This window comes from Streptomyces sp. NPDC088246, from assembly GCF_044741025.1.
GTDB lineage: Bacteria > Actinomycetota > Actinomycetes > Streptomycetales > Streptomycetaceae > Streptomyces.
Map to the genome: position 1 here is coordinate 48,160 of NZ_JBIURV010000023.1, position 20,576 is coordinate 68,735.

18 protein-coding genes are annotated in these 20,576 nt (G+C 70.7%); 2 read left to right on the top strand and 16 right to left on the bottom strand.

From position 1 onward, the window contains the following. Positions 1–21: 21 nt before the first annotated feature. The 4 genes from ACIPEK_RS28490 to ACIPEK_RS28505 all read right to left on the bottom strand — a co-directional run bounded on the left by ACIPEK_RS28490 (position 22) and on the right by ACIPEK_RS28505 (position 4,803). The gene (locus ACIPEK_RS28490; protein ID WP_402001615.1) at positions 22–819 is read right to left on the bottom strand and encodes a carbon-nitrogen hydrolase family protein; all 798 of its coding nucleotides are present in this window, start codon (positions 817–819) and stop codon (positions 22–24) included. Between the two features lie 294 nt (positions 820–1,113). Then, positions 1,114–1,569 (bottom strand): Lrp/AsnC family transcriptional regulator, encoded by a 456-nt coding sequence (locus ACIPEK_RS28495; RefSeq protein WP_402001618.1) that lies wholly within the window; start codon positions 1,567–1,569, stop codon positions 1,114–1,116. 112 nt (positions 1,570–1,681) lie between these two features. After that, the gene (locus ACIPEK_RS28500) at positions 1,682–3,139 is read right to left on the bottom strand and encodes an aldehyde dehydrogenase family protein (RefSeq protein ID WP_402001621.1); all 1,458 of its coding nucleotides are present in this window, start codon (positions 3,137–3,139) and stop codon (positions 1,682–1,684) included. Between the two features lie 197 nt (positions 3,140–3,336). Beyond that, positions 3,337–4,803 (bottom strand): GuaB1 family IMP dehydrogenase-related protein, encoded by a 1,467-nt coding sequence (locus tag ACIPEK_RS28505; protein ID WP_402001624.1) that lies wholly within the window; start codon positions 4,801–4,803, stop codon positions 3,337–3,339. A 306-nt stretch (positions 4,804–5,109) separates the two neighbouring features. On the opposite strand from ACIPEK_RS28505, the gene ACIPEK_RS28510 reads away from it, so the two are divergent. Further along, positions 5,110–6,132 carry a terpene cyclase gene (locus ACIPEK_RS28510; RefSeq protein WP_402001627.1) on the top strand — a complete coding sequence of 341 codons (1,023 nt, stop codon included), beginning with the start codon at positions 5,110–5,112 and terminating at the stop codon, positions 6,130–6,132. A 139-nt stretch (positions 6,133–6,271) separates the two neighbouring features. Here ACIPEK_RS28510 and ACIPEK_RS28515 read toward each other — a convergent pair whose 3' ends face one another. The 4 genes from ACIPEK_RS28515 to fmt all read right to left on the bottom strand — a co-directional run bounded on the left by ACIPEK_RS28515 (position 6,272) and on the right by fmt (position 10,878). Further along, positions 6,272–7,288 (bottom strand): sugar-binding transcriptional regulator, encoded by a 1,017-nt coding sequence (locus tag ACIPEK_RS28515; RefSeq protein ID WP_189276421.1) that lies wholly within the window; start codon positions 7,286–7,288, stop codon positions 6,272–6,274. 164 nt (positions 7,289–7,452) lie between these two features. Next, the gene (gene rpe / locus ACIPEK_RS28520; protein ID WP_382300900.1) at positions 7,453–8,136 is read right to left on the bottom strand and encodes a ribulose-phosphate 3-epimerase; all 684 of its coding nucleotides are present in this window, start codon (positions 8,134–8,136) and stop codon (positions 7,453–7,455) included. Between the two features lie 302 nt (positions 8,137–8,438). Next, on the bottom strand, positions 8,439–9,872 hold the full coding sequence (locus ACIPEK_RS28525; protein WP_402001630.1) for an RsmB/NOP family class I SAM-dependent RNA methyltransferase: 1,434 nt from the start codon (positions 9,870–9,872) through the stop codon (positions 8,439–8,441). A 73-nt stretch (positions 9,873–9,945) separates the two neighbouring features. Then, complete coding sequence (gene fmt / locus ACIPEK_RS28530) at positions 9,946–10,878, bottom strand: methionyl-tRNA formyltransferase (protein WP_402001632.1); 933 nt, start codon at positions 10,876–10,878, stop codon at positions 9,946–9,948. 390 nt (positions 10,879–11,268) lie between these two features. On the opposite strand from fmt, the gene ACIPEK_RS28535 reads away from it, so the two are divergent. Further along, entirely contained in the window at positions 11,269–11,814 is a 546-nt protein-coding gene (locus ACIPEK_RS28535) for a hypothetical protein (protein ID WP_402001635.1), read from the top strand. Between the two features lie 81 nt (positions 11,815–11,895). Here the strand turns inward: ACIPEK_RS28535 and ACIPEK_RS28540 are convergent, their stop codons facing one another. The 8 genes from ACIPEK_RS28540 to ACIPEK_RS28575 form a co-directional block, all read right to left on the bottom strand. Next, positions 11,896–14,040: a primosomal protein N' gene (locus ACIPEK_RS28540; protein ID WP_402001638.1), complete on the bottom strand. Its 2,145-nt coding sequence runs from the start codon at positions 14,038–14,040 to the stop codon at positions 11,896–11,898. 209 nt (positions 14,041–14,249) lie between these two features. Then, positions 14,250–15,473 (bottom strand): methionine adenosyltransferase, encoded by a 1,224-nt coding sequence (gene metK / locus ACIPEK_RS28545; protein WP_383077903.1) that lies wholly within the window; start codon positions 15,471–15,473, stop codon positions 14,250–14,252. Positions 15,474–15,716: 243 nt separating this feature from the next. Next, positions 15,717–16,919, bottom strand: a complete 1,203-nt coding sequence (coaBC, locus tag ACIPEK_RS28550) for a bifunctional phosphopantothenoylcysteine decarboxylase/phosphopantothenate--cysteine ligase CoaBC (protein WP_402001641.1) — start codon at positions 16,917–16,919, stop codon at positions 15,717–15,719. A gap of 132 nt (positions 16,920–17,051) precedes the next feature. Further along, positions 17,052–17,324, bottom strand: a complete 273-nt coding sequence (gene rpoZ, locus ACIPEK_RS28555) for a DNA-directed RNA polymerase subunit omega (RefSeq protein ID WP_003970369.1) — start codon at positions 17,322–17,324, stop codon at positions 17,052–17,054. 80 nt (positions 17,325–17,404) lie between these two features. Beyond that, positions 17,405–18,022: a guanylate kinase gene (gmk, locus tag ACIPEK_RS28560; RefSeq protein WP_402001644.1), complete on the bottom strand. Its 618-nt coding sequence runs from the start codon at positions 18,020–18,022 to the stop codon at positions 17,405–17,407. A 38-nt stretch (positions 18,023–18,060) separates the two neighbouring features. Further along, positions 18,061–18,384 carry an integration host factor gene (locus tag ACIPEK_RS28565; RefSeq protein WP_014157387.1) on the bottom strand — a complete coding sequence of 108 codons (324 nt, stop codon included), beginning with the start codon at positions 18,382–18,384 and terminating at the stop codon, positions 18,061–18,063. Between the two features lie 244 nt (positions 18,385–18,628). After that, positions 18,629–19,468, bottom strand: coding sequence for an orotidine-5'-phosphate decarboxylase (gene pyrF / locus ACIPEK_RS28570; protein ID WP_402001647.1), 840 nt, complete (start codon positions 19,466–19,468; stop codon positions 18,629–18,631). Further along, positions 19,465–20,574, bottom strand: a complete 1,110-nt coding sequence (locus tag ACIPEK_RS28575; RefSeq protein WP_402001650.1) for a quinone-dependent dihydroorotate dehydrogenase — start codon at positions 20,572–20,574, stop codon at positions 19,465–19,467. Before ACIPEK_RS28575 ends, pyrF begins: the two co-directional genes overlap by 4 nt. Positions 20,575–20,576 lie beyond the last annotated feature (2 nt).

A 20,576-nucleotide genomic window follows, 5' to 3' on the forward strand; every position in this document is an offset into this window, starting at 1 on the left:
GTGGAACGAGGGGTGGCGGGCTCAGACGAGGGAGCCGTACAGGCCGGGGCGGCGGTCGTTCAGATACGGGTTGGCGGCGCGCGACGCGCTCAGGAACTCGGGGTCGACCTCACCGATGACCAGTTCCTCGCCGCGTCCGGCGCGGGTGCGGACGGTGCCGTCGGGACCGGCCAGGCAGCTCAGCCCGACGAACTCGAACTCGCCTTCCGCGCCAGTTCTGTTGACGTACGCCACGTACATCTGGCTCTCGAACGCGCGGACCGGTACGACGGACTCGGCGACGAACTGGAAGGGGTGCATCTGCGCGGTGGGCACCAGCAGCAGATCGGTGCCCGCGAGGGCGTGCGAGCGGACGTTCTCCGGGAACTCGACGTCGTAGCAGATCATGATCCCGATGCGTACGCCGTCCAGTTCGGCCTGGACGACGGGCTGCTCGCCCGGGGTGAACCATTCCTGCTCGAAGCAGCCGAAGAGATGGGTCTTGCGGTAGTTCGCGAGCGCCGACCCGTCCGGCCCGATGAGCTGCGCGGCATTGAAGATCTGCTCGCCCGCGCGCTCCGGGTAGCCGTAGAGGACCGCGAGCCCGTACCGTGCGGCGATCTCGGCGACGGCCCGGGCACCAGGCCCGTCCGCCGGCTCGGCCAGCCGGGGCACGTCGGCCCCGATCGCGTACCCGGTCAGGAACAGCTCGGGACAGACGAGGAGCCGGACCCCGGCGTCCGCCGCCCGCCGTGCGGCTCCGTCGAGCACCTTGATGTTCTCGTCCACATGCCCGGGTCGTCCGGAGCTCTGGAGCAGGGCGGTACGCAACGGCGGCATGGCTGACCTCGGGCGGTGCGGGCGGGGCGGGGACGTATTGACGGTACGGTCCGCCACTCGAACCGGACAAGGCGCGACCGTTGCGCGTACACCGTCGATCCATTGCGCGCCGACGGCCTGTGGCGGCGATTCATTGCGCTCGACGTCTTCGCAGGTCAAGCAGGTGACACAGGTCTCAGTCCGACGCCTCGTCGAAGACCCGCAGCCCGCGGGCATCACCGGCCGCCCGCCCGGTGACTGTCCAGCCCGTCCGGCGATCGAGGACAGGGCGGCCGCCGGGCGCAGCCCGGCGCCCTACTCCGGCGACCCCGACGAGTACCGCCGCAGCAATGGCGACAGCACGAGCACGGACTTCGTTCGCTCCACATACGGCTCGCCCGCAATCCGCTCGAGCACCTGCTCGAAGTGGCGCATGTCCGCGGCGAAGACCTGCACGATCGCGTCGGCCTCCCCCGTCACCGTGGAGGCCGACGCGATCTCCGGGTACCGCGCAAGCCCCTGCTTGATCAGCTCCGGCGACGTATTGCGGCTGCAGTAGATCTCGATGAACCCCTCGGTCTGCCACCCCAGCGCCGCGGGGTCCACCCGCACCGTGAAGCCGGTGATCGCGCCCTCGGCGCGCAGCCGGTCCACGCGGCGTTTCACGGCGGGTGCGGACAGGCCGATGAGCGCGCCGATGTCCGCGTAGGAGCGCCGGGCGTCTTCGGCGAGGGCGTGGACGATGCGTTCGTCGAGGTCGTTCAGGCGCACTTCGGGCGGTTCACTTCTCTGCGATGGTCTACTTCGGGGGCGGCAGGGTGCCGCCCCCGAAGTAGACCATGGCCCCGCCCGGCCGGGCGCGCTCACCGCATCGGGTGACCGGTCAGAACGGGAACTGCGAACGGCCGTGCTGCACCGAGATCCACTTCTGGGTGGTGAAGGCCTCGATCATCGACGCGCCGTTCAGCCGGCCGAGGCCGGAGCTCTTCTCGCCGCCGAACGGGACGATGGGCTCGTCGTGGACCGTGCCGTCGTTGATGTGGATCATGCCGGTGTGGATGCGCTGCCCGATCCGTACGCCGCGCTCGATGTTGCCGGTGTGCACCGCGCCGCTCAGACCGTACGGGGTGTCGTTGGCGATCCGAACCGCCTCGTCCTCACCGTCGAACGGTACGAGGAGCGCGACCGGCCCGAAGATCTCCTGGGACAGGACGGGGGAATCCGCGGCCAGACCGGTCAGCACGGACGGGCTCACCAGATTGCCGTCGGCGCCGCCGTGCAGCAGGGCCGTCGCGCCGGCCTCGACGGTCTGGTCGACGAGCGATGAAATGGCCTCGGCCTGCGAGGAGTTGATCAGCGGGCCGATCTGGGTCTCCGGGTCGGCCGGGTCCCCCACCCGCAGCGAAGCGACCTTGGCGACGAACTTCTCGGTGAATTCCTTCTCCACCGAGCGGTCGACCAGGATCCGGTTCGCGGCCATGCAGACCTGACCCTGGTGCACGTACCGGCTGAAGACGGCCGCGTCCACGGCGTAGTCCAGATCGGCGTCGTCGAGGACGATGAGCGCACTGTTGCCGCCGAGTTCGAGCACGGCGCGCTTGAGGTTCGCCGCGCAGACCGTGGCGACGTGCCGTCCCACCTTGTCCGAACCGGTGAAGGAGATGACCTGCGGAATGGGGTGCTCCAGCAGTGCGTCACCGATCTCCGCGATGTCGGTGACCACGACGTTCAGGAGCCCGGCCGGCAGCCCCGCCTCCTCGAACACCTTCGCCACCAGCGTGCCGCCGCAGACCGGGGTGTTCTGGTGCGGTTTGAGCACCACGGCGTTGCCGAGCGCCAGGGCGGGGGCGACCGACTTCAGCGACAGCAGGAACGGGAAGTTGAAGGGACTGATGACACCCACGACACCGACGGGCACCCGGTAGACGCGGTTCTCCTTGCCCTCGGTCGGCGAGGGCAGTATCTGTCCGGAGGGCCGCAGCGCGAGCTGGATCGACTCCCGCAGGAACTCCTTGGCGAGATGCAGCTCGAAGGCCGCCTTCAGCCGGGTGCCGCCCAGTTCCGCGACGATCGCGTCGCTGATCTCCGGCTCGCGCTCCTCGACGACGCGCAGCGCCCGCTCCAGCACCATCCGGCGGGCGTACGGATTGGTGTCGCCCCACGCCCGCTGGGCGACCTCGGCGGACCGGTACGCCTGGTCCACCTCGCCGGCCGTGGCGACCGTGATCGAGGCGAGCTTCTCCCCGTTGTACGGATTGAAGTCGATGATGTCCCAGGACCCCTTGCCCGGCCTCCACTCGCCGTCGATGTACTGATGGGCCAGGTCAGTGAAGAAGGACATGAGATCCCTTACCGCAGAGAGGCGGGCAGCTGATTGCGCTTCATATTACTTACATCTCAATGGGGTTGGAGCGGATCACCATGGTATCCGGGGGCCGGAATCGGACATCCCCGAGCCAGGCGGGGACACCCAAAAGCGCCGTTGCCCCTCACGGCACGAACGGCCGTGAGGGGCAACGGTGTTGCGGGACTTCGGAATCAACTCCAGCTGGCGTGCAGCGGCTTGCCCTCGGCGTAACCGGCGGCGCTCTGCACCCCGACGACCGCCTTCTCGGCGAACTCCTCCAGGGAGGCCGCACCGGCGTAGGTGCAGGAGGAGCGCACTCCCGCGATGATCGAGTCGATCAGGTCCTCGACGCCGGGCCGGGCCGGGTCGAGGAACATCCGCGAGGTGGAGATGCCCTCCTCGAAGAGCGCCTTGCGGGCCCGGTCGTACGCCGACTCGTCCGACGTACGGTTCTTCACGGCGCGCGCGGACGCCATGCCGAAGGACTCCTTGTAGAAGCGGCCGTCGGCGGACTGCTGGAGGTCGCCCGGCGACTCGTACGTACCGGCGAACCAGGAGCCGATCATCACATTGGACGCGCCCGCGGCGAGCGCCATGGCGACATCGCGCGGGTGACGGACGCCGCCGTCCGCCCAGACGTGCTTGCCGTACTTCTTCGCCTCGGCGGCACACTCCAGGACAGCGGAGAACTGCGGCCGGCCCACACCGGTCATCATCCGGGTGGTGCACATGGCGCCGGGGCCGACACCTACCTTGACGATGTCCGCGCCGGCCTCGATGAGGTCGCGCACGCCCTCGGCGGCGACGATGTTGCCCGCGACGATCGGCACCTGCGGGTCGAGCGCCCGGACGGCCCTGACCGCGCCGATCATGGACTCCTGGTGGCCGTGGGCGGTATCCACGACGAGCGTGTCGACGCCCGCGTCGAGGAGCTGCTTGGCCTTGCCGGCCACATCGCCGTTGATCCCGACGGCGGCGGCGATCCGCAGCTTGCCGGCCGCGTCGGTGGCGGGGGTGTACAGAGTGGCGCGCAGCGCGGCCTTACGGGTGAGGATGCCGACGAGCCGGCCGTCCGCGTCGACCGCGGGGGCGAGCTTGCGGTGGGCGCCGTCGAGCTTGTTGAAGGCGTCGCGCGGGTCGATGTCCGCGTCGAGCAGCACCAGATCCCTGGACATGACCTCGGAGAGCTGGGTGAAGCGGTCGACACCGGTCAGGTCGTGGTCGGTGACGACACCGAGGGGCCGCTGCTCCTCGTCGACGACGACACCCGCGCCGTGCGCGCGTTTCGGCAGCAGGGACAGGGCGTCGGCGACCGTCTGGCCCGGGGCCAGCACGATCGGCGTGTCGAGCACGAGGTGGCGCGTTTTCACCCAGGAGACGACATCGGTGACGACGTCGATCGGGATGTCCTGAGGGATGACGACGAGCCCGCCGCGGCGGGCGATCGTTTCAGCCATCCGACGGCCCGCGATGGCCGTCATGTTCGCGACGACGAGCGGAATGGTGGTGCCGCTGCCGTCCGGCGAGGAGAGGTCGACACCCTGGCGGGAACCGACCGCCGAACGGCCCGGAACCATGAAGACATCGTCGTACGTGAGGTCGTACGGGACCGAGGGGGAGTCTGTGTAACGACCGGTACCGGGCTCAAGAAAACGCATAACGCTCATTTTTTCATACGAAACGGAGCAGGTCGCGTCCAGGAAGACACAGCAAATGGCCCCCGCGTTCGTACGTTCCTCCAAAGGAACGGAGCGGGAGTCCCGGGCAAGTGGAACCTGCCTTACCCACGGACCCTACCCGTACGGCATCCGAATCATTCGCGATCATCTTCCCTGGACCTGGTGACAAGCGGTCAGGTAGCTTCAAATCCGCAGGTCCCGTGGGTCACGGCTGTGCCCCGGAGGAACAGGCGGACGGTCACAACTTCCGTCACACGTACGACCGGAGAGGATCACGACCCACCCGTGGAGAGCGAACTGCCGGACATCTACTGCCCGTTCCCCCAGCGGACGAATCCGCACGTCGGGCACACCCGGGTCCACCTCGACAGCTGGATCCGCAACACCGGTCTGGTACACCGGGATTCGGCCAGGGAGCGCTTCGACCAAGCGGACTTCGGAGCGTTCGTCGGCATGGTGTATCCGAATGCCGGCAACAAGAATCTCGACCTCGTCGCCGACTGGTTCGTATGGCTGTTTCTCGTCGACGACCAACTCGACGACGGTCACCTGGGCCGCAGCCCCGAGCGGGTGCGGGACGTGGTCGCGGTGATGCGGTCCGTGATCGAGGGCACCGGTACGGGCACCCTGCCGGACGAGGACCTTCCCGCCGCCGTGGTCGCCCTGGTCGATCTGTGGGAACGGACGACGCCGACCGCGTCCGCACACTGGCGCACCCGGTTCGGCTGGCACCTCACCACGTATCTCACGACGGCCACCACCTGGGAGGCCGGGAACCGGGCCGCAGGGGTGGTGCCGTCCGAGGAGACGTACATCGCCAAGCGTCGCCACACCGGCGCGATACATGTCTGCATGGACCTGATAGAGATCGTGGCCGGGATCGAGGCTCCCGAGTCGATCCACAACGATTCCCGGTTCATCGCCGCGCTGGAAGCGTCGTGCAATGTCGTGTGCTGGGCCAACGACGTGTACTCGTACGAGAAGGAGCAGATGCTCGGCGAGATCCACAATCTCGTCCATCTGGTCCGGCACCACCGCGGGTACGGCAAGCAGCAGGCGCTCGAACACGTCTGCGCGGAAATCGCCACGGAGACGGAGCGGTTCCTCACCGCCGAGGCCGAGCTGCTGACCGCGTACCCGCAGCTGTCCTGGATGCTCGCACCGTACCTGGACGGGATGCGGAGCTGGATGCGCGGCAACCTGGACTGGTCACGGCAGACCCCCCGCTACAACCCGGCCGATGTGAGCCAGTACGAGGAGCCGGAAGAGTACCTGGAGGCAACGGTCCTGGGCGTGGCCCAGGACTGAACCACCGGACTCGTCGGTCAAGGCCCACTCAATCGCCGGGCGGCAGGATCAAGCCCGCCCGGCGGTTGAGGACACGGCGGCCACCGGGCGGCCCCGGCAACGGTCACCGCGACCACCGCCGCCCGCCCCCGGCACCCGCTCAGGCCCCGTCCGGATCCGCCCGCTCCAGCGCCGGCCGCCGCGGCGCCGCCGACTCGGTCAGCAGATAGTCGGCCGCCGCCGTATCCGTCACCAGGCTGGTGACGAGCCCGGACCGCAGCACCGCCCCGATCGCCGCAGCCTTCCGCTGGCCGCCCGCGATCGCCACCACCTCGGGAATCCGGCGCAGCCGGTCGGCCTCGACCGTGATGCATCGCTCCCCCAGGTCCCGGCCGACCCGCCGCCCCTCCGTGTCGAAGAGGTGCGCGGACATCTCGGCGGCGACGCCGAGCGACGCGTAGTGCGCCCGCTCCTCGTCGGTGAGCATGTCGTGGACGGTGGAGATGCCCGGCTCCCAGGAGCCGATGGACACCGCGGCGACCGTCACCTTGTCGAAGTACTCGAAGGCGCGGGCGATACCGGTCTGGTGGCGCAGCGCGGCGGCCGTGGCCGGGTCGGGCAGCAGCATCGGCGCGTAGATCGGGTGGGCCTCACCTCCGGCCACCTGGGCGGCCCGCCGGACCGCCTCGACCGAGCCGCGTTCGGCCGTCCCCGCGTCGTACACCCCGGTGAGCTGCACGACCGTGCACGGCGGCAGCCGGTCGAGCGCCGCCGCCATGTGGATGGTGGACCGGCCCCAGGCCAGGCCGAGCACATCGCCCTCGTTCACCAGTTCTCCGAGGAGATCCGCCGCGACCTCACCCAGGTTCTCCGGGTCCGGTGCGTCGTCCTGCTCCTCCGCGGGAGATTCGACGACGACCGCGTGACGCAGCCCGTAGCGGGCCCTGAGCGCGTCGGAGCGCTCGGCGTCCAGCTCGGCGGGGACGCGGATCTCGATCCGTACGAGGTCGCGCTCAAGAGCCGTCTCCAGGACCCGGGCCACCTTGAAGCGGCTGACGCCGAACTCCTCGGCGATCTGGATCTTCGACTTTCCTTCGAGGTAGAAGCGGCGGGCCATGGCCGCCGCCTGCACCAGCTCCGCGGGCCCCATCCGCAGGGCGGACCGTCCCGCCGACATTGCAGACACCGCGATCTCCTCACTGCTGTTCACACTCTCGATACGCCGTTCATCCTGTCAGATCCGGCGATCCTTGATCGGTCCCGTCGGACCGCGTTCATCTGCCCTTGGCCGGGCCGACCTGCAATCGGGGGCAGGTGCGGGTTCCGGCGCCGGTTCCGGCCTCAGTGGCGGCACGCCCAGGCCGCCGAGGCGGTGGCCGCTTCCGCCTTGGCGCGCAGGGCGCGCACCGCTTCCGCCGGGTCCTCGGCCCCGTACACCGCCGAACCCGCGACGAAGACATCCGCACCGGCCTCGGCGCACCGCTCGATGGTGGAGTCCGAGACGCCGCCGTCGATCTGGAGCCACAGTTCGAGGCCGTGCTTGGAGATCAGCTCACGGGTGCGGCGGATCTTCGGCAGCATGATGTCCAGGAAAGCCTGGCCGCCGAAGCCCGGCTCCACCGTCATGATCAGCAGCATGTCGAGTTCGGGGAGCAGGTCCTCGTACGGCTCGATGGGCGTCGCGGGCTTGAGCGCCATGGAGGCGCGGGCACCCTTGGCCCGGATCTCCCGCGCCAGCCGTACGGGGGCTGCCGCGGCCTCCACGTGGAAGGTGACGGAACCGGCGCCCGCCTCGACGTACTGCGGCGCCCAGCGGTCCGGGTCCTCGATCATCAGATGGCAGTCCAGCGGAGTGTCCGTGGCCCGGCTCAGCGATTCCACGATCGGCACGCCGAGGGTCAGATTGGGCACAAAGTGGTTGTCCATCACATCGACATGGAGCCAGTCGGCACCTTCCACTGCCTTCGCCTCCTCGGCGAGGCGGGCGAAGTCGGCGGACAGGATGCTGGGGTTGATCTGAGCCATGTGCCAAGCCTGCCATGTTCCGCGCCACTTCCCCGCCCTGGTGCGGGCCAAAGCCTCACGGGATCATTACAGTTCGCGGAATCCAGGCTTCCCGGCCGTGCGATACGGGCGTTTCAGCCCGCGTCGGGCCCTTCGGGGGGCGGTACGGGGCCCTGAGGCGGGGGCCCGCTGCCGGCAGGCGGCGGAGGGCCTTCTGCCGACGGGCCGGCACCGAATCCGGCGGGCGGCCGGTACCCATGTGCCGGTCGCACATGCCTCGGGCCCCGACCGCCCCACCGGCCGCGCGCGGCCCCCGGCCCGCCTCAGGCGGTCCGGCGCAGCAGTGCCAGATACATCGCGTCGGTGCCGTGCAGATGCGGCCACAACTGGACGTCGGGACCGTCGCCCAGCGCGGGCACTCCCGGCATCAGCGGGCGGGCATCGACCCACTCCGCATCGACCGGCTGGCCGCCACGCCCCTTGAGCACGTCCTCGACGACGACCCGGGTCTCGGCGAGATGCGGTGAGCAGGTCGCGTAACCGACGATGCCGCCGACCCGCACCGCCTTCAATGCCTCACGCAGCAGACCGCGTTGCAGCGGGGCGAAGCTCTCCAGGTCCTCCGGGCGGCGCCGCCAGCGCGCCTCCGGGCGGCGGCGCAGCGCTCCGAGGCCCGAGCACGGGACGTCCATCAGGATCCGGTCGAAGGTGCCGGGCTGCCACGGCGGACGGGTTCCGTCGGCGGTGATCACCTGGTAGGGGCCGGGGTTGCCGGCCAGCGCGCGCTCCACGAGGCGGGCCCGGTGCGGCTGCTTCTCGGCGGCGAGCAGGGCGGCACCGCGTCCGGCGGCGAGTGCGCCGAGCAGGGCGGCCTTGCCGCCGGGCCCCGCACAGCCGTCGAGCCACCGGGTGTCGCTGCCCTCCAGCGGTGCGTTGGCGAGGGCGGCGGCCACCAGCTGGCTGCCCTCGTCCTGGACCCCGGCCCGGCCCTCCTGCACGGCGCTCAGCGCGCCGGGCTCGCCGCCCTCCGCCATCCGTACGGCATAGGGCGACCAGCGGCCGGGCAGGCCGTTCTCGTCACCGAGGGCGGTGAGCAGTTCGTCGGTGGTGGAGCGCCCGGGGCGGGCGACCAGGGTGACCTCGGGCCGTTCGTTGTCCGCTTCGAGGAGGTCCTCGATCCCGGCACGGCCGCCGCCCAGTGCGTCCCAGAGCGCGGACACGACCCAACGCGGATGCGAGTGCACGACCGCGAGGTGGTCCTCGGCGTCCTCGTCGTACGACGGGGCGACGCGCGCCACCCAGCCGTCGAGGTCGTCCGCGGAGACCTTCCGCAGCACGGCGTTGACGAACTTGGCCCGCCCTTCGCCGAGCACCACACGGGCCAGCTCCACACTGGCGGAGACCGCCGCGTGGGTGGGGATACGGGTGCCGAGCAGCTGGTGCACGCCCATGTTGAGCACGTCGAGGACCGGCGGGTCGACCTCGCGCAGCGGCCGGTCGATGCAGGCCGAGACGATCGCGTCGTACGTCCCCTGGCGGCGCAGCGTCCCGTAGACCAGTTCGGTCGCCAGCGCCGCGTCCCTGTTGTCGAAGTCTCCCTTGGCGCGGGCTTTCTTCAGCAGCGGAGGAAGGACGAGGTTGGCGTACGCATCGCGTTCGTCGACGGCCCTGAGCGCTTCGAAGGCAAGGAACCGGACGGGGTCCTTCTTGGGGCGGCGATGCGGCTTGGCGGGACGGCGACGCTGCTGGTCGTTCACGTGAAAGGTGCTCCGCTGATGGTGAGAGGGCGAACCCTCCCAGCGTACGTCGCCGCCCCGGCCCGGGATTCCGCTAGATCCCCATCAGCTCGCCGTGGACGATCCGCACCCCGCGGGCCCAGTCCGCGGCCCGCATCGGCTTCTTGCCCTGCGGCTGGACCCAGAGCAGCTCGACGGCGTGCGAGCCGCTGCCCACGTACACATTGTTCTTGGCCGCCGACAGCTCGCCGGGCGCCAGATCGGCACGGTCCAGCACGGGCACCGCCTGGATCACCTTCAGCCGCTCCCCGCGGAACAGCGTCCACGCCCCGGGGGCGGGAGTGCAGCCGCGCACCACCCGGTCGACCCGCAGGGCAGGGGCGGACCACTGCACCTGGGCGTCCTCGACGGTGATCTTCGGTGCCAGGGTGACGCCCTCGGCGGGCTGGGGTACGGCGTGCAGCGTGCCGTCCTCGATGCCGTCCATGGTCGCGACGAGCAGCCCCGCACCCGCGAACGCCAGCCGGGTGAGCAGGTCACCGCTGGTGTCGGTAGGCCGTACCTCTTCGGTGAGGACGCCGTACACCGGGCCGGAGTCGAGCCCCTCCTCGATCAGGAAGGTCGACGCGCCGGTCACCTCGTCCCCGGCCATGATCGCGTGCTGTACGGGGGCCGCGCCGCGCCAGGAAGGCAGCAGCGAGAAGTGGAGGTTGACCCAGCCACGGGCGGGCACGTCGAGCGTGGTCCTGGGCAGCAGCGCTCCGTAGGCGACGACCGGACAGCAATCCGGGCCGATCTCCCGCAGCCGCGCCAGGAAGTCCTCGTCGCGCGGCCGGGCGGGCTTGAGCACCTCGATCCCGGCCTCCTCGGCGCGCTCGGCGACGGGGCTGGCGACCAGGCGGCGGCCTCGCCCGGCGGGGGCGTCGGGCCGGGTGACGACGGCGGCCACCTCGTGCCTGTCGGAGGCGATCAGGGCGTCCAGAGCGGGTACGGCTACCTCGGGGGTGCCTGCGAAGACGAGCTTCATGGGTGGCTGACTGCCTCTCGGGCCGAAACGTACGGTGACGAGCAACGCATAAGACCGACCGGCAAATGGGGGGTGGGAGAAGGAGCGGGGCTGGGCGCGTGCAGCTGCAAGGCGGAGGATCGATGCATGGCGGAGCCATGGTGAGTGACGACAACGCCGCAGATGTGCGTGCCCAGCCCCGCGACGCCGCCCCCCATTTGCCGGTCGGTCTAAGTCTATGGGCCGCGCGACCGGGGGGCGTACGCATGGCTGCGCGCCCCTTGGATATGGACACGCGCCCCCGCACCGTGACCAGATCCCCGGCTGACGCGTTGGTCAAGAGAGATTGACCGAAGCGAGCCGCCACGGTGCGGCCCGATCCCTTTCAACGCCGGTTCGAGAGGCTTCTTCATGGCCGACCACGCAACCCACGACGCCCAAGCGCGGGCCAGCCTGCATCTGTTGGTGCGGGACATCGAGCGGGTCCGGCGGCAGGTGGACGCGCTGCGCACGCTCACCGCCCAACTGGGCAACGTCTACCGTCCGCGCCGCTCCGGCCCGTCCACGGGCTTCGTCGTCTACGGCAGGGCCCCGGCCCCCACCGTCAGGCTGGCCCAGGAGCTGCGGGACAGTGTCGAGACCCTGGTCACCGCGGCAGTGGACTTCGACCGCTCGTTGGGCTTCTCCTGGGACGCGGTGGGCTCCGCGCTCGGGGTCACCAAGCAGGCGGTGCACCGCCGCTACGGCGCCCGCCGCAACGCCCGGCAGCCGGGAACGGCCGAGGCCACCGCGGAGACCGCCGTGCCGCGCCCGCTGCCCATTGCACCCGGCTCCGCCAATGCGCCCGCGCTGCCCGCCGTACCCGCCGCACGCTCCATGCCCCCGCAGCCGGTGGACCGCCCGTCCCTGCTCGAGGACGTACGCCCGGGCATCTTCCCCGGCCCACGCAACGGCTGACCACCCCACCCCTCTGCCCCGCCGCGCCCGATGCACGGCGGGGCAGCCGCATCTCCTCGTCCGGCCTCACCCATCGAGCCGTCACCCGATGTCCGGCGGATCCACCCTGATCCGGACCTGCGCACCGCCTCCCCGGGACATCCGCGCCGCCTGTGCCGCCTTCAGCGCGGCCGCAAGCGCCGCCCCGCTCCCCGGCGGCACCCTGAGCAGCGCCCGCTCCCAGGACTCCCCCGGCGGTGCGTCCCAGGGCCTGCGCGGCCTGCCCGGCTCGGCGCCCGGCACCGGGACCGGGCCGAGCACCTCGGCCTCCGGCGGCAGTTCGGCGGCCGTGAGAAACGCGGTGAGCGCCTCCGGTGAGCCGGTCACCGAGGCCATCCGGGACACCGGGGGGAAGCCGAGCTCGGCCCGTTCCGCCAGCTCACGGCGGGCGTGTCCGACCGGGTCCCAGCGGACCAGGGCCTGCACGGGCCGCAGCGTCGGCTCGGCGACGATCACCACCGTGCCGCCCTCCGGCTGCCCCCTCACCAGCGAGGCCGCGGCCGTCCAGCGGCGCAGCGCCTCCTCGCCGGCCCGCAGATCGGGGCGCCCGACCATCGCCCAGCCGTCCAGCAGCAGCGCCGCCGCATAGCCGCCTTCGGCGACGGGTTCGGCGCCGGGGGTACTGACGACCAGTGCCGGCGCGTCCGGCACCGAGTCCAGGATGTGGTCGCGGCCCGACGTCCGTACCGGTACTGCGGGAAACGCCCGGCCGAGCTCCTCGGCGGTGCGGCGGGCGCCGACGATCCGGGCCCGCAGCCGACTGGAGCCGCAGGCGACGCAGTGCCAGGCGGTCTCGGCCCGCCCGCACCAGGCGCAGTCGAGATCCCGCTGGTCAGGTGCCTGAAGCGGTCCCGCACAGTGCCGGCACCGGGCGGGTTCACGGCAGCGCTCGCAAGCCAGCCGCGGTGCGTATCCGCGGCGCGGCACCTGGACCAGGACGGGACCGCTGCGCAGCCCGTCCCGTACGGTCTGCCAGGCCAGGCTGGGCAGCCGGGCCGCCCTCGCGGCCCCGTCCCGCGCCAGCTCCCCGTCGCCGACCGTACGCACCAGGGGCGCCGCGATGCGCAGCTGCTCCCGGTCCGCACGCAGCGGCAGCGCCCAGCCGCTCTCCACCAGCTGGGCGGCCTCCACGGTGCAGCTCGTACCACCGAGCAGGAATGCGCACCGGCCGTGCGCGGCCCGCAGTTCGAGCACCTCGCGGACGTGCGGGAAAGGGGCATTGTCGTCGCTGTGGCTGGAGTCCCCGTCGTCCCAGACGGCGACCAGGCCCAGATCGGCGACGGGTGCGAACATCGCGGCCCTCGTCCCGACGACCGCCCGCACCGAGCCGCGCCGAACGGCGAGCCACTCCCGGTACCGCTTCTCCGGTCCGGAGTCGGCGGTCAGCAGCGCGTGGCGGCCCTCGCCGAGCAGCTCGGTGAGCGCGGCATCCACCCGCCCCGCGGTCCGGCCGTCCGGCACGACGACCAGCGCGCCGCGCCCGGAGGCGAGCGTCGCGGCCATGGCCCTGGCGATCTCCTGGGGCCAGTGCGGTCCTGGCAGGGCGGTCCATACGGCCCGGGGCGCACCGCCCTCGGCCAGCGCCCGCAGGAACGCGGGCCCCTGGGCGTACCGCTCCCAGCTCCCCGCCGATGGTGCGGGCGGCGGTGGCAGGGGATCGGGCGAGGGCTTGGACTCGGCCCGCCCGTTCCTCGGCGGCACGGCGAGCTGCAGCACATCGGCGAGGCTGCCCGCGTAACGGTCTGCGACAGCCCGCGAGAGGGCCAGCAGCTCCGGTCCCAGCACCGGTTCGGGCGATACGACATAGGCGAGCGCGGCCAGGGCTCCCGTGTAGTCCGATTCGGCGAGCCGCTCGACGAGGAACCCGTCGATCAGGCCGCCCCCTTCGCGCCGCCCGCCGCGGACATTGCGCCCCCCGGCCCCGAATCGCACCCGCACCCGCACTCCGGGCTGTGCGTCGGCGTCGAGCTCCTCGGGCACGGCGTAGTCGAAGTACTGGTCGAGATGGAGCACGCCCTTGTTGACCAGAACCCGGGCGACAGGCAGCTCCTCGGCGAGCGCGGCGCCGCGCCAGGTCCGCGGCTTGGCCCGCGGCACGTTGGCCTTCCGTACCGTCTCCCGAATGAGCGCAAGCTGCTCCGGGGCCCCGCCCGCGGGGTCCTCGGATCGCTCGTTGTCGCTGCTCACAGCCAAATTCCTACCAGACACCACTGACATTGATACTCGTACGCGGGTTCCGGTGGTCGTGGCTCTGCCACTGGCCGACGCCCTGCTGGGCTGTCTTCGAGGTGTACGGTCACCGGCCCCGGCGAGAGCGAACCGGCGGCCGCACGCACCGGGGCCCGGACACCGCGTGCGGCGTCCGGGCCCCGGCGTACAGGCTGGGAGCGGCAGGCTTACAGCCCGGCCGCCGTGCGCAGCGCGTCCACGCGGTCCGTGCGCTCCCAGGTGAAGTCGGGAAGCTCACGGCCGAAGTGGCCGTACGCCGCGGTCTGGGCGTAGATCGGGCGGAGCAGGTCGAGGTCGCGGATGATCGCGGCCGGGCGGAGGTCGAAGACCTCGCCGATGGCGTGCTCGATCTTCTCGGTCTCGACCGCGGCGGTGCCGAACGTCTCGACGAACAGACCGACGGGCTCGGCCTTGCCGATCGCGTACGCGACCTGCACCTCGCAACGGGCGGCAAGGCCCGCGGCGACGACGTTCTTGGCGACCCAGCGCATGGCGTACGCGGCCGAGCGGTCGACCTTCGACGGGTCCTTGCCCGAGAAGGCGCCACCGCCGTGGCGGGCCATGCCGCCGTAGGTGTCGATAATGATCTTGCGACCGGTCAGGCCGGCGTCGCCCATCGGGCCGCCGATCTCGAAGCGCCCGGTCGGGTTGACCAGCAGCCGGTAGCCGTCGGTGTCCAGCTTGATGCCGTCCTCGATCAGCTGCGCGAGCACGTGCTCGACGACGAACTCGCGGATGTCGGGCGCGAGCAGCGAGTCGAGGTCGATGTCGCTGGCGTGCTGCGAGGAGACGACGACCGTGTCGAGACGGACGGCCTTGTCACCGTCGTACTCGATGGTGACCTGGGTCTTGCCGTCCGGGCGCAGGTACGGGATGGCCCCGTTCTTGCGGACCTCGGAGAGCCGGCGCGAGAGCCGGTGCGCGAGGTAGATCGGGAGCGGCATGAGTTCGGGCGTCTCGTCGCAGGCGTACCCGAACATCAGGCCCTGGTCGCCGGCGCCCTGCTTGTCGAGGTCGTCCCCTTCTTCACCTGCGGCGGAACCCTCGACCCGCTTCTCGTACGCGGTGTCGACGCCCTGCGCGATGTCGGGCGACTGCGCACCGATGGACACCGAGACGCCACAGGAGGCGCCGTCGAAGCCCTTCTTGGAGGAGTCGTAGCCGATCTCGAGGATCTTGTTGCGTACGAGGGTCGGAATGTCGGCGTAGGCCTTGGTCGTGACCTCACCCGCGACATGCACCAGACCGGTGGTGATCAAGGTCTCGACGGCGACGCGGGACCGGGGGTCCTCACGGAGCAGCGCATCGAGAATGGTGTCGCTGATCTGGTCAGCGATCTTGTCGGGGTGGCCCTCGGTGACAGACTCCGAGGTGAAGAGACGGCGGGACACATCGCTCCCTGGGGTTGCAGCGGCTGCTGGCTGATCATTTGGCGGACGGCCGGGAGCTGCGCCCGGCACGGTCCGGGGGTCAGTTTATCGGTCGCTGTCGCTCGGCGGACAACGTGTCTCGCCCTTTGGGAGTTCTGTGACCTGTGGCACGGCCCGTCACGGTACGAAAATCGCCTTCCGAAAAAGCCATTTGCGCCCATATTTCGGGGGTTTTGGCTTGCGTGATGGCGTGAAACGAGAATTTCATCCGAGCCGCGACGACACGAGATCCCAGACCGTGTCGGCGAGTGCCTCCTTGGGACCGAACGGCACCGGGGTCTCACCTCCGTCCGCGGCGAGGACCACCGCTTCGTTCTCCTCGGAGCCGAATGTCCTGCGCTCCCCCACCTCATTGACGACGAGGAGATCGCAGCCCTTGCGGCGGAGCTTCTCGCGGCCGTTGGCGAGGACATCGTCGGTCTCGGCGGCGAAACCGACGACGATCTGGTCCGGCCGGGCGCGTTCGCCGGCGACCTCGGCGAGGATGTCGGGATTGCGGACGAGCTTGATGGGCGCGGGCTCCTGACCGTCCTTCTTCTTGATCTTCCCGGTCGCGTACTCGGCGGGGCGGAAGTCGGCGACCGCCGCCGCCATCACGACCACATCGGCGTCCGCGGCGGCCTTCAGCACGGCCTCGCGCAGCTGTATGGCGGTCCCTGCGTGCAGGACGTCGGCGCCGGCCGGGTCCGGCAGACCGGTGTTGGCCTCGATGAGCGTGACCCTGGCGCCACGGGCGACCGCGGTGCGGGCCAGCGCGAAACCCTGCTTGCCGGAGGAACGGTTGCCGAGGTAGCGCACCGGGTCGAGAGGCTCTCGCGTACCGCCTGCGCTGATCACGACGTGACGGCCGGCCAGGTCGGCTTCGACGGGCCCGCGGGCCAGCACCCGACGGCAGACCTCGAAGATCTCCCCGGGGTCGGGCAGCCGGCCCTTGCCGGTGTCGACGCCGGTCAGCCGGCCGACGGCGGGCTCGATGACGACGGCGCCGCGGCGGCGCAGCGTGGCGACGTTCTCCTGGGTGGCGGGGTGCTCCCACATCTCGGTGTGCATGGCGGGCGCGAAGACGACAGGACAGCGGGCGGTCAGGAGCGTATTGGTGAGCAGATCGTCGGCGAGACCGTGGGCGGCCCTGGCGAGCATGTCGGCCGTGGCCGGGGCGACGACCACCAGATCGGCTCCCTGCCCGATCCTGACGTGCGGCACCTCGTGGACGTCGTTCCAGACCTCCGTCGACACCGGGTGGCCCGAGAGCGCCGACCAGGTGGCCGCCCCCACGAAGTGCAGCGCCGACCCGGTCGGGACGACCCTCACGTCATGACCGGACTCGGTCAGCCGACGCAGCAGCTCGCACGCCTTGTACGCGGCGATGCCTCCGCTGACCCCAAGAACGACCTTCGGCTTGTCCACTGCGTCTCCCCGCACTCGGATACGAACACCCCCATGCTGCCTCACCGCACCCGGTCCGATGCTGTCGCCCCGGACACACCACAGGCCCGGCAGCCGTGGCCGCCGGGCCTGTGGTGAAGGTGCAATTCCTGCTTACTGCGCGGGGCCCTCGATGGCCTCGGAGGTGAGCAGGCCCGCGTTGATCTCGCGGAGCGCGATCGAGAGCGGCTTCTCGTGCACGTGGGTGTCGACGAGCGGACCGACGTACTCCAGGAGACCCTCGCCGAGCTGCGAGTAGTACGCGTTGATCTGGCGCGCGCGCTTGGCGGCGTAGATCACGAGGCTGTACTTCGAGTCGGTGGCCTCAAGGAGCTCATCAATCGGCGGGTTGATGATGCCCTCGGGCGTGGTGATGGAAGAGGACACTCTCTGCCTTCCGAAGGGGGTAAAGATCAAAGAAATCTTTGACAGTGCGGAGTTCCGTACTGCCGCGCGTGCCGACTGCGTCAGTCGCTGTCGGCACGGTGGCCGGAAGCCTCCAGCATGAAGGCTAGCAGCTCACGTGCCACGTCCTCGACGGAGGTGTTGACCAGCGTCGTATCGAACTCGGACTCGGCAGACAGTTCGATCCTGGCGGCGGCGAGCCGGCGCTCGATCACCTCGGCGGATTCGGTTCCGCGGCCGGTGAGCCGGCGCACCAGCTCCTCCCAGCTCGGCGGGGCCAGGAAGACGAGCCGGGCGTCCGACATCGACTGCCGGACCAGCCGGGCGCCCTGGAGATCGATCTCCAGCAGCACCGGCTCGCCCGCCTCCAGGCGGTCAAGCACGGCACGGCGCGGCGTGCCGTACCGGTTGCCGGCGAACTCGGCCCACTCCAGCAGCTCGCCATTGGCGATCAGCTTGTCGAACTCGTCGTTGTCCACGAAAAAGTAGTGGACACCGTTGCGCTCGCCGGGGCGCGGCTTGCGGGTTGTCGCCGACACCGAGAGCCATACCTCGGGGTGGGCCTTGCGCATATGGGCGACGACCGTGCTCTTGCCGACGCCCGAGGGGCCGGAGAGCACGGTCAGCCGCGGACGTACGTCCGGGGGTACGGGGGGCGTCCCCCGGGATGTTGCAGCCATGAAGCGATTATCCAGGTTCTCAGGGGTGCCTGAGAACGTCAGGCGGCGCTGCCGCCGAACTCCCGCTCCAGGGATGCGATCTGGTTGGAGCCGAGACCCCGGACCCGGCGACTCTCGGAGATGCCGAGCCGCTCCATGATCTGCTTGGCGCGGACCTTGCCCACGCCCGGCAGGGACTCCAGGAGGGCAGAGACCTTCATCTTGCCGATGACGTCGTTCTCCTGGCCCTGCTTGATGACCTCGTGCAGGGAGGCGCCGGAGTGCTTGAGTCGATTCTTGACCTCGGCCCGCTCCCGGCGAGCCGCGGCGGCCTTTTCGAGCGCGGCTGCGCGCTGTTCAGGGGTAAGGGGCGGAAGAGCCACGCCTACGTCACCTCGGATGTCGATCTGTCGGATACGGACCGGTGAGGAAGCTGGACGCTCCACACCAGGTGAGCGACGGACAACTTGTGTACGTCGGCTCTCGTCGGAGACTAGCGGCCAAGACCGCTCGAGTCAGCGAGAACCAACGAAAAGTCCTGGTCAGCCTCAGCCGACCAGGACATTTCAGGCATAACAACCGAGTTTTTTGGTCAGGATTCAGTCAACACGCTGTTACGTGGCATGTTCACCTACCTGCGACGGCTGCCCGGACCTCGTCCGTGAGCCGTTCGGCGGCTGCGCGCAGCCCTGCCACGTCCGGTCCCTGGCTCAGTACGCCGCGGCTCACACTGGGCACCACATTGCCCACCGCGTCGCCGAAGACACCGGGCAGATCCGCGGGCGTCGCACCCTGGGCCCCGATCCCGGGGGCGAGCAGGGGGCCGTTGATGGCGAGATTCACGCCCGCGTCCCCGAGTGTGGCACCGACCACCGCGCCGACGGAGCCGAGCGGGGTGGCCCCCTCGTTCTCGGCGGCCATGTGGTCGAGCATCAGCTGGGCCAGCGAACGGCCGTCGGCGGCGGTGGCGCGCTGAACCTCCGCTCCCTCCGGGTTGGAGGTCAGGGCGAGCACGAAGACGCCCGCGCCGGAGAGGACGGCCGCGTCGAGCGCCGGGCGCAGCGAACCGAAGCCGAGGTACGGCGAGACGGTGACCGCGTCCGAGAACAGTGGCGAGTCCTTGTCCAGGTAGGTCGCCGCGTAGGCACCCATGGTGGAGCCGATGTCGCCGCGCTTGGCGTCCATCAGGACGAGTGCACCGGCCGCCCGCGCCTCCTCGACGGCCTTCTCCAGGACCGCGATGCCGCGCGAGCCGAAGCGCTCGAAGAACGCGGACTGCGGCTTGAGGACGGCGACCCGGTCCGCCAGTGCCTCGACGACCGTACGCGTGAAATGCTCCAGACCTGCGACGTCGTCGTCCAGGCCCCAGGCGGTGAGGAGCGAGGCGTGCGGGTCGATGCCGACGCAGAGCGGCCCTCGGGTGTCCATGGCGCGACGCAGGCGTGCGCCGAACGGTTCCGGGATCATGCGGTGGCCTTCCTGGTTTCTGCGCCGACGGCTTCGGCGAGGGTGGCGTACGGGGAGGCGGCCAGGCGCGCGGCCAGGCCCTTGTGGATCGCCCGGGCGTAGAACGGGCCCTCGTAGATGAAGGCGCTGTAGCCCTGGACGAGCGTGGCACCGGCGAGAATGCGCTGCCAGGCGTCCTCGGCGTTCTCGATGCCCCCGACACCGACCAGGGTGATCCGGTCGCCCACACGCGCGTACAGGCGGCTCAGGACCTCCAGGGAGCGTGCCTTGAGAGGCGCACCGGACAGCCCACCGGTCTCCTTGACCAGGGACGGCGAGGACTTCAGGCCGAGGCCGTCCCGGGCGATGGTGGTGTTGGTGGCGATGATGCCGTCCAGACCCAGCTCGACCGCGAGATCGGCGACCGCGTCGACGTCCTCGTCCGCGAGATCGGGAGCGATCTTTACGAGCAGGGGGACCCGCCGGTCGGTGACGGTCCGGTCGGCTGCCTCGCGCACGGCGCTGAGCAGGGGCCGGAGCGCCTCGGTGGCCTGGAGGTTGCGCAGGCCGGGGGTGTTGGGCGAGGAGACGTTCACGACGAGGTAGTCGGCGTGACGGGCGAGCCGTTCGGTGGACTTCACGTAGTCGCCGACCGCTTCGGCCTCCGGCACGACCTTGGTCTTGCCGATGTTGACGCCGACCGTGGTCCGGAAGACCGGGTTGCGGGTGGCCAGGCGCTCGGCCACGGCCGCGGAGCCCTCGTTGTTGAAGCCCATGCGGTTGATCAGCGCGCGGTCCGCCACGAGGCGGAAGAGGCGCTTCTTGGGGTTGCCGGGCTGCGGCTCGCCGGTGACCGTACCGATCTCGATGTGGTCGAAGCCGAGCATCGACATGCCGTCGATCGCGACGGCGTTCTTGTCGAAGCCGGCGGCGAGGCCGAAGGGGCCGTGCATCCGCAGGCCGAGGGCCTCGGTGCGCAGTTCCTCGTAGCGGGGGGCGAGCGCGGCGGCGACGAAGGTGCGCAGCACGGGGGTGCGGGCGGCGAGGCGGATCCACCGGAAGGCCAGGTGGTGCGCCTGCTCCGGGTCCATCCGCTTGAAGACCAGCTGGAAGAAGAATTTGTACATCG

Bases quoted from the DNA above. Each gene is read 5' to 3' on its own strand.
- ACIPEK_RS28535 (WP_402001635.1), top strand. From the start codon at position 11,269: ATGGCCGACCACGCAACCCACGACGCCCAAGCGCGGGCCAGCCTGCAT.
- gmk (WP_402001644.1), bottom strand. From the start codon at position 18,022: ATGGCTGCAACATCCCGGGGGACGCCCCCCGTACCCCCGGACGTACGT.
- ACIPEK_RS28490 (WP_402001615.1), bottom strand. From the start codon at position 819: ATGCCGCCGTTGCGTACCGCCCTGCTCCAGAGCTCCGGACGACCCGGG.
- pyrF (WP_402001647.1), bottom strand. From the start codon at position 19,468: ATGATCCCGGAACCGTTCGGCGCACGCCTGCGTCGCGCCATGGACACC.
- ACIPEK_RS28500 (WP_402001621.1), bottom strand. From the start codon at position 3,139: ATGTCCTTCTTCACTGACCTGGCCCATCAGTACATCGACGGCGAGTGG.
- rpe (WP_382300900.1), bottom strand. From the start codon at position 8,136: ATGGCTCAGATCAACCCCAGCATCCTGTCCGCCGACTTCGCCCGCCTC.
- ACIPEK_RS28515 (WP_189276421.1), bottom strand. From the start codon at position 7,288: ATGTCGGCGGGACGGTCCGCCCTGCGGATGGGGCCCGCGGAGCTGGTG.
- ACIPEK_RS28575 (WP_402001650.1), bottom strand. From the start codon at position 20,574: ATGTACAAATTCTTCTTCCAGCTGGTCTTCAAGCGGATGGACCCGGAG.
- fmt (WP_402001632.1), bottom strand. From the start codon at position 10,878: ATGAAGCTCGTCTTCGCAGGCACCCCCGAGGTAGCCGTACCCGCTCTG.
- ACIPEK_RS28505 (WP_402001624.1), bottom strand. From the start codon at position 4,803: ATGCGTTTTCTTGAGCCCGGTACCGGTCGTTACACAGACTCCCCCTCG.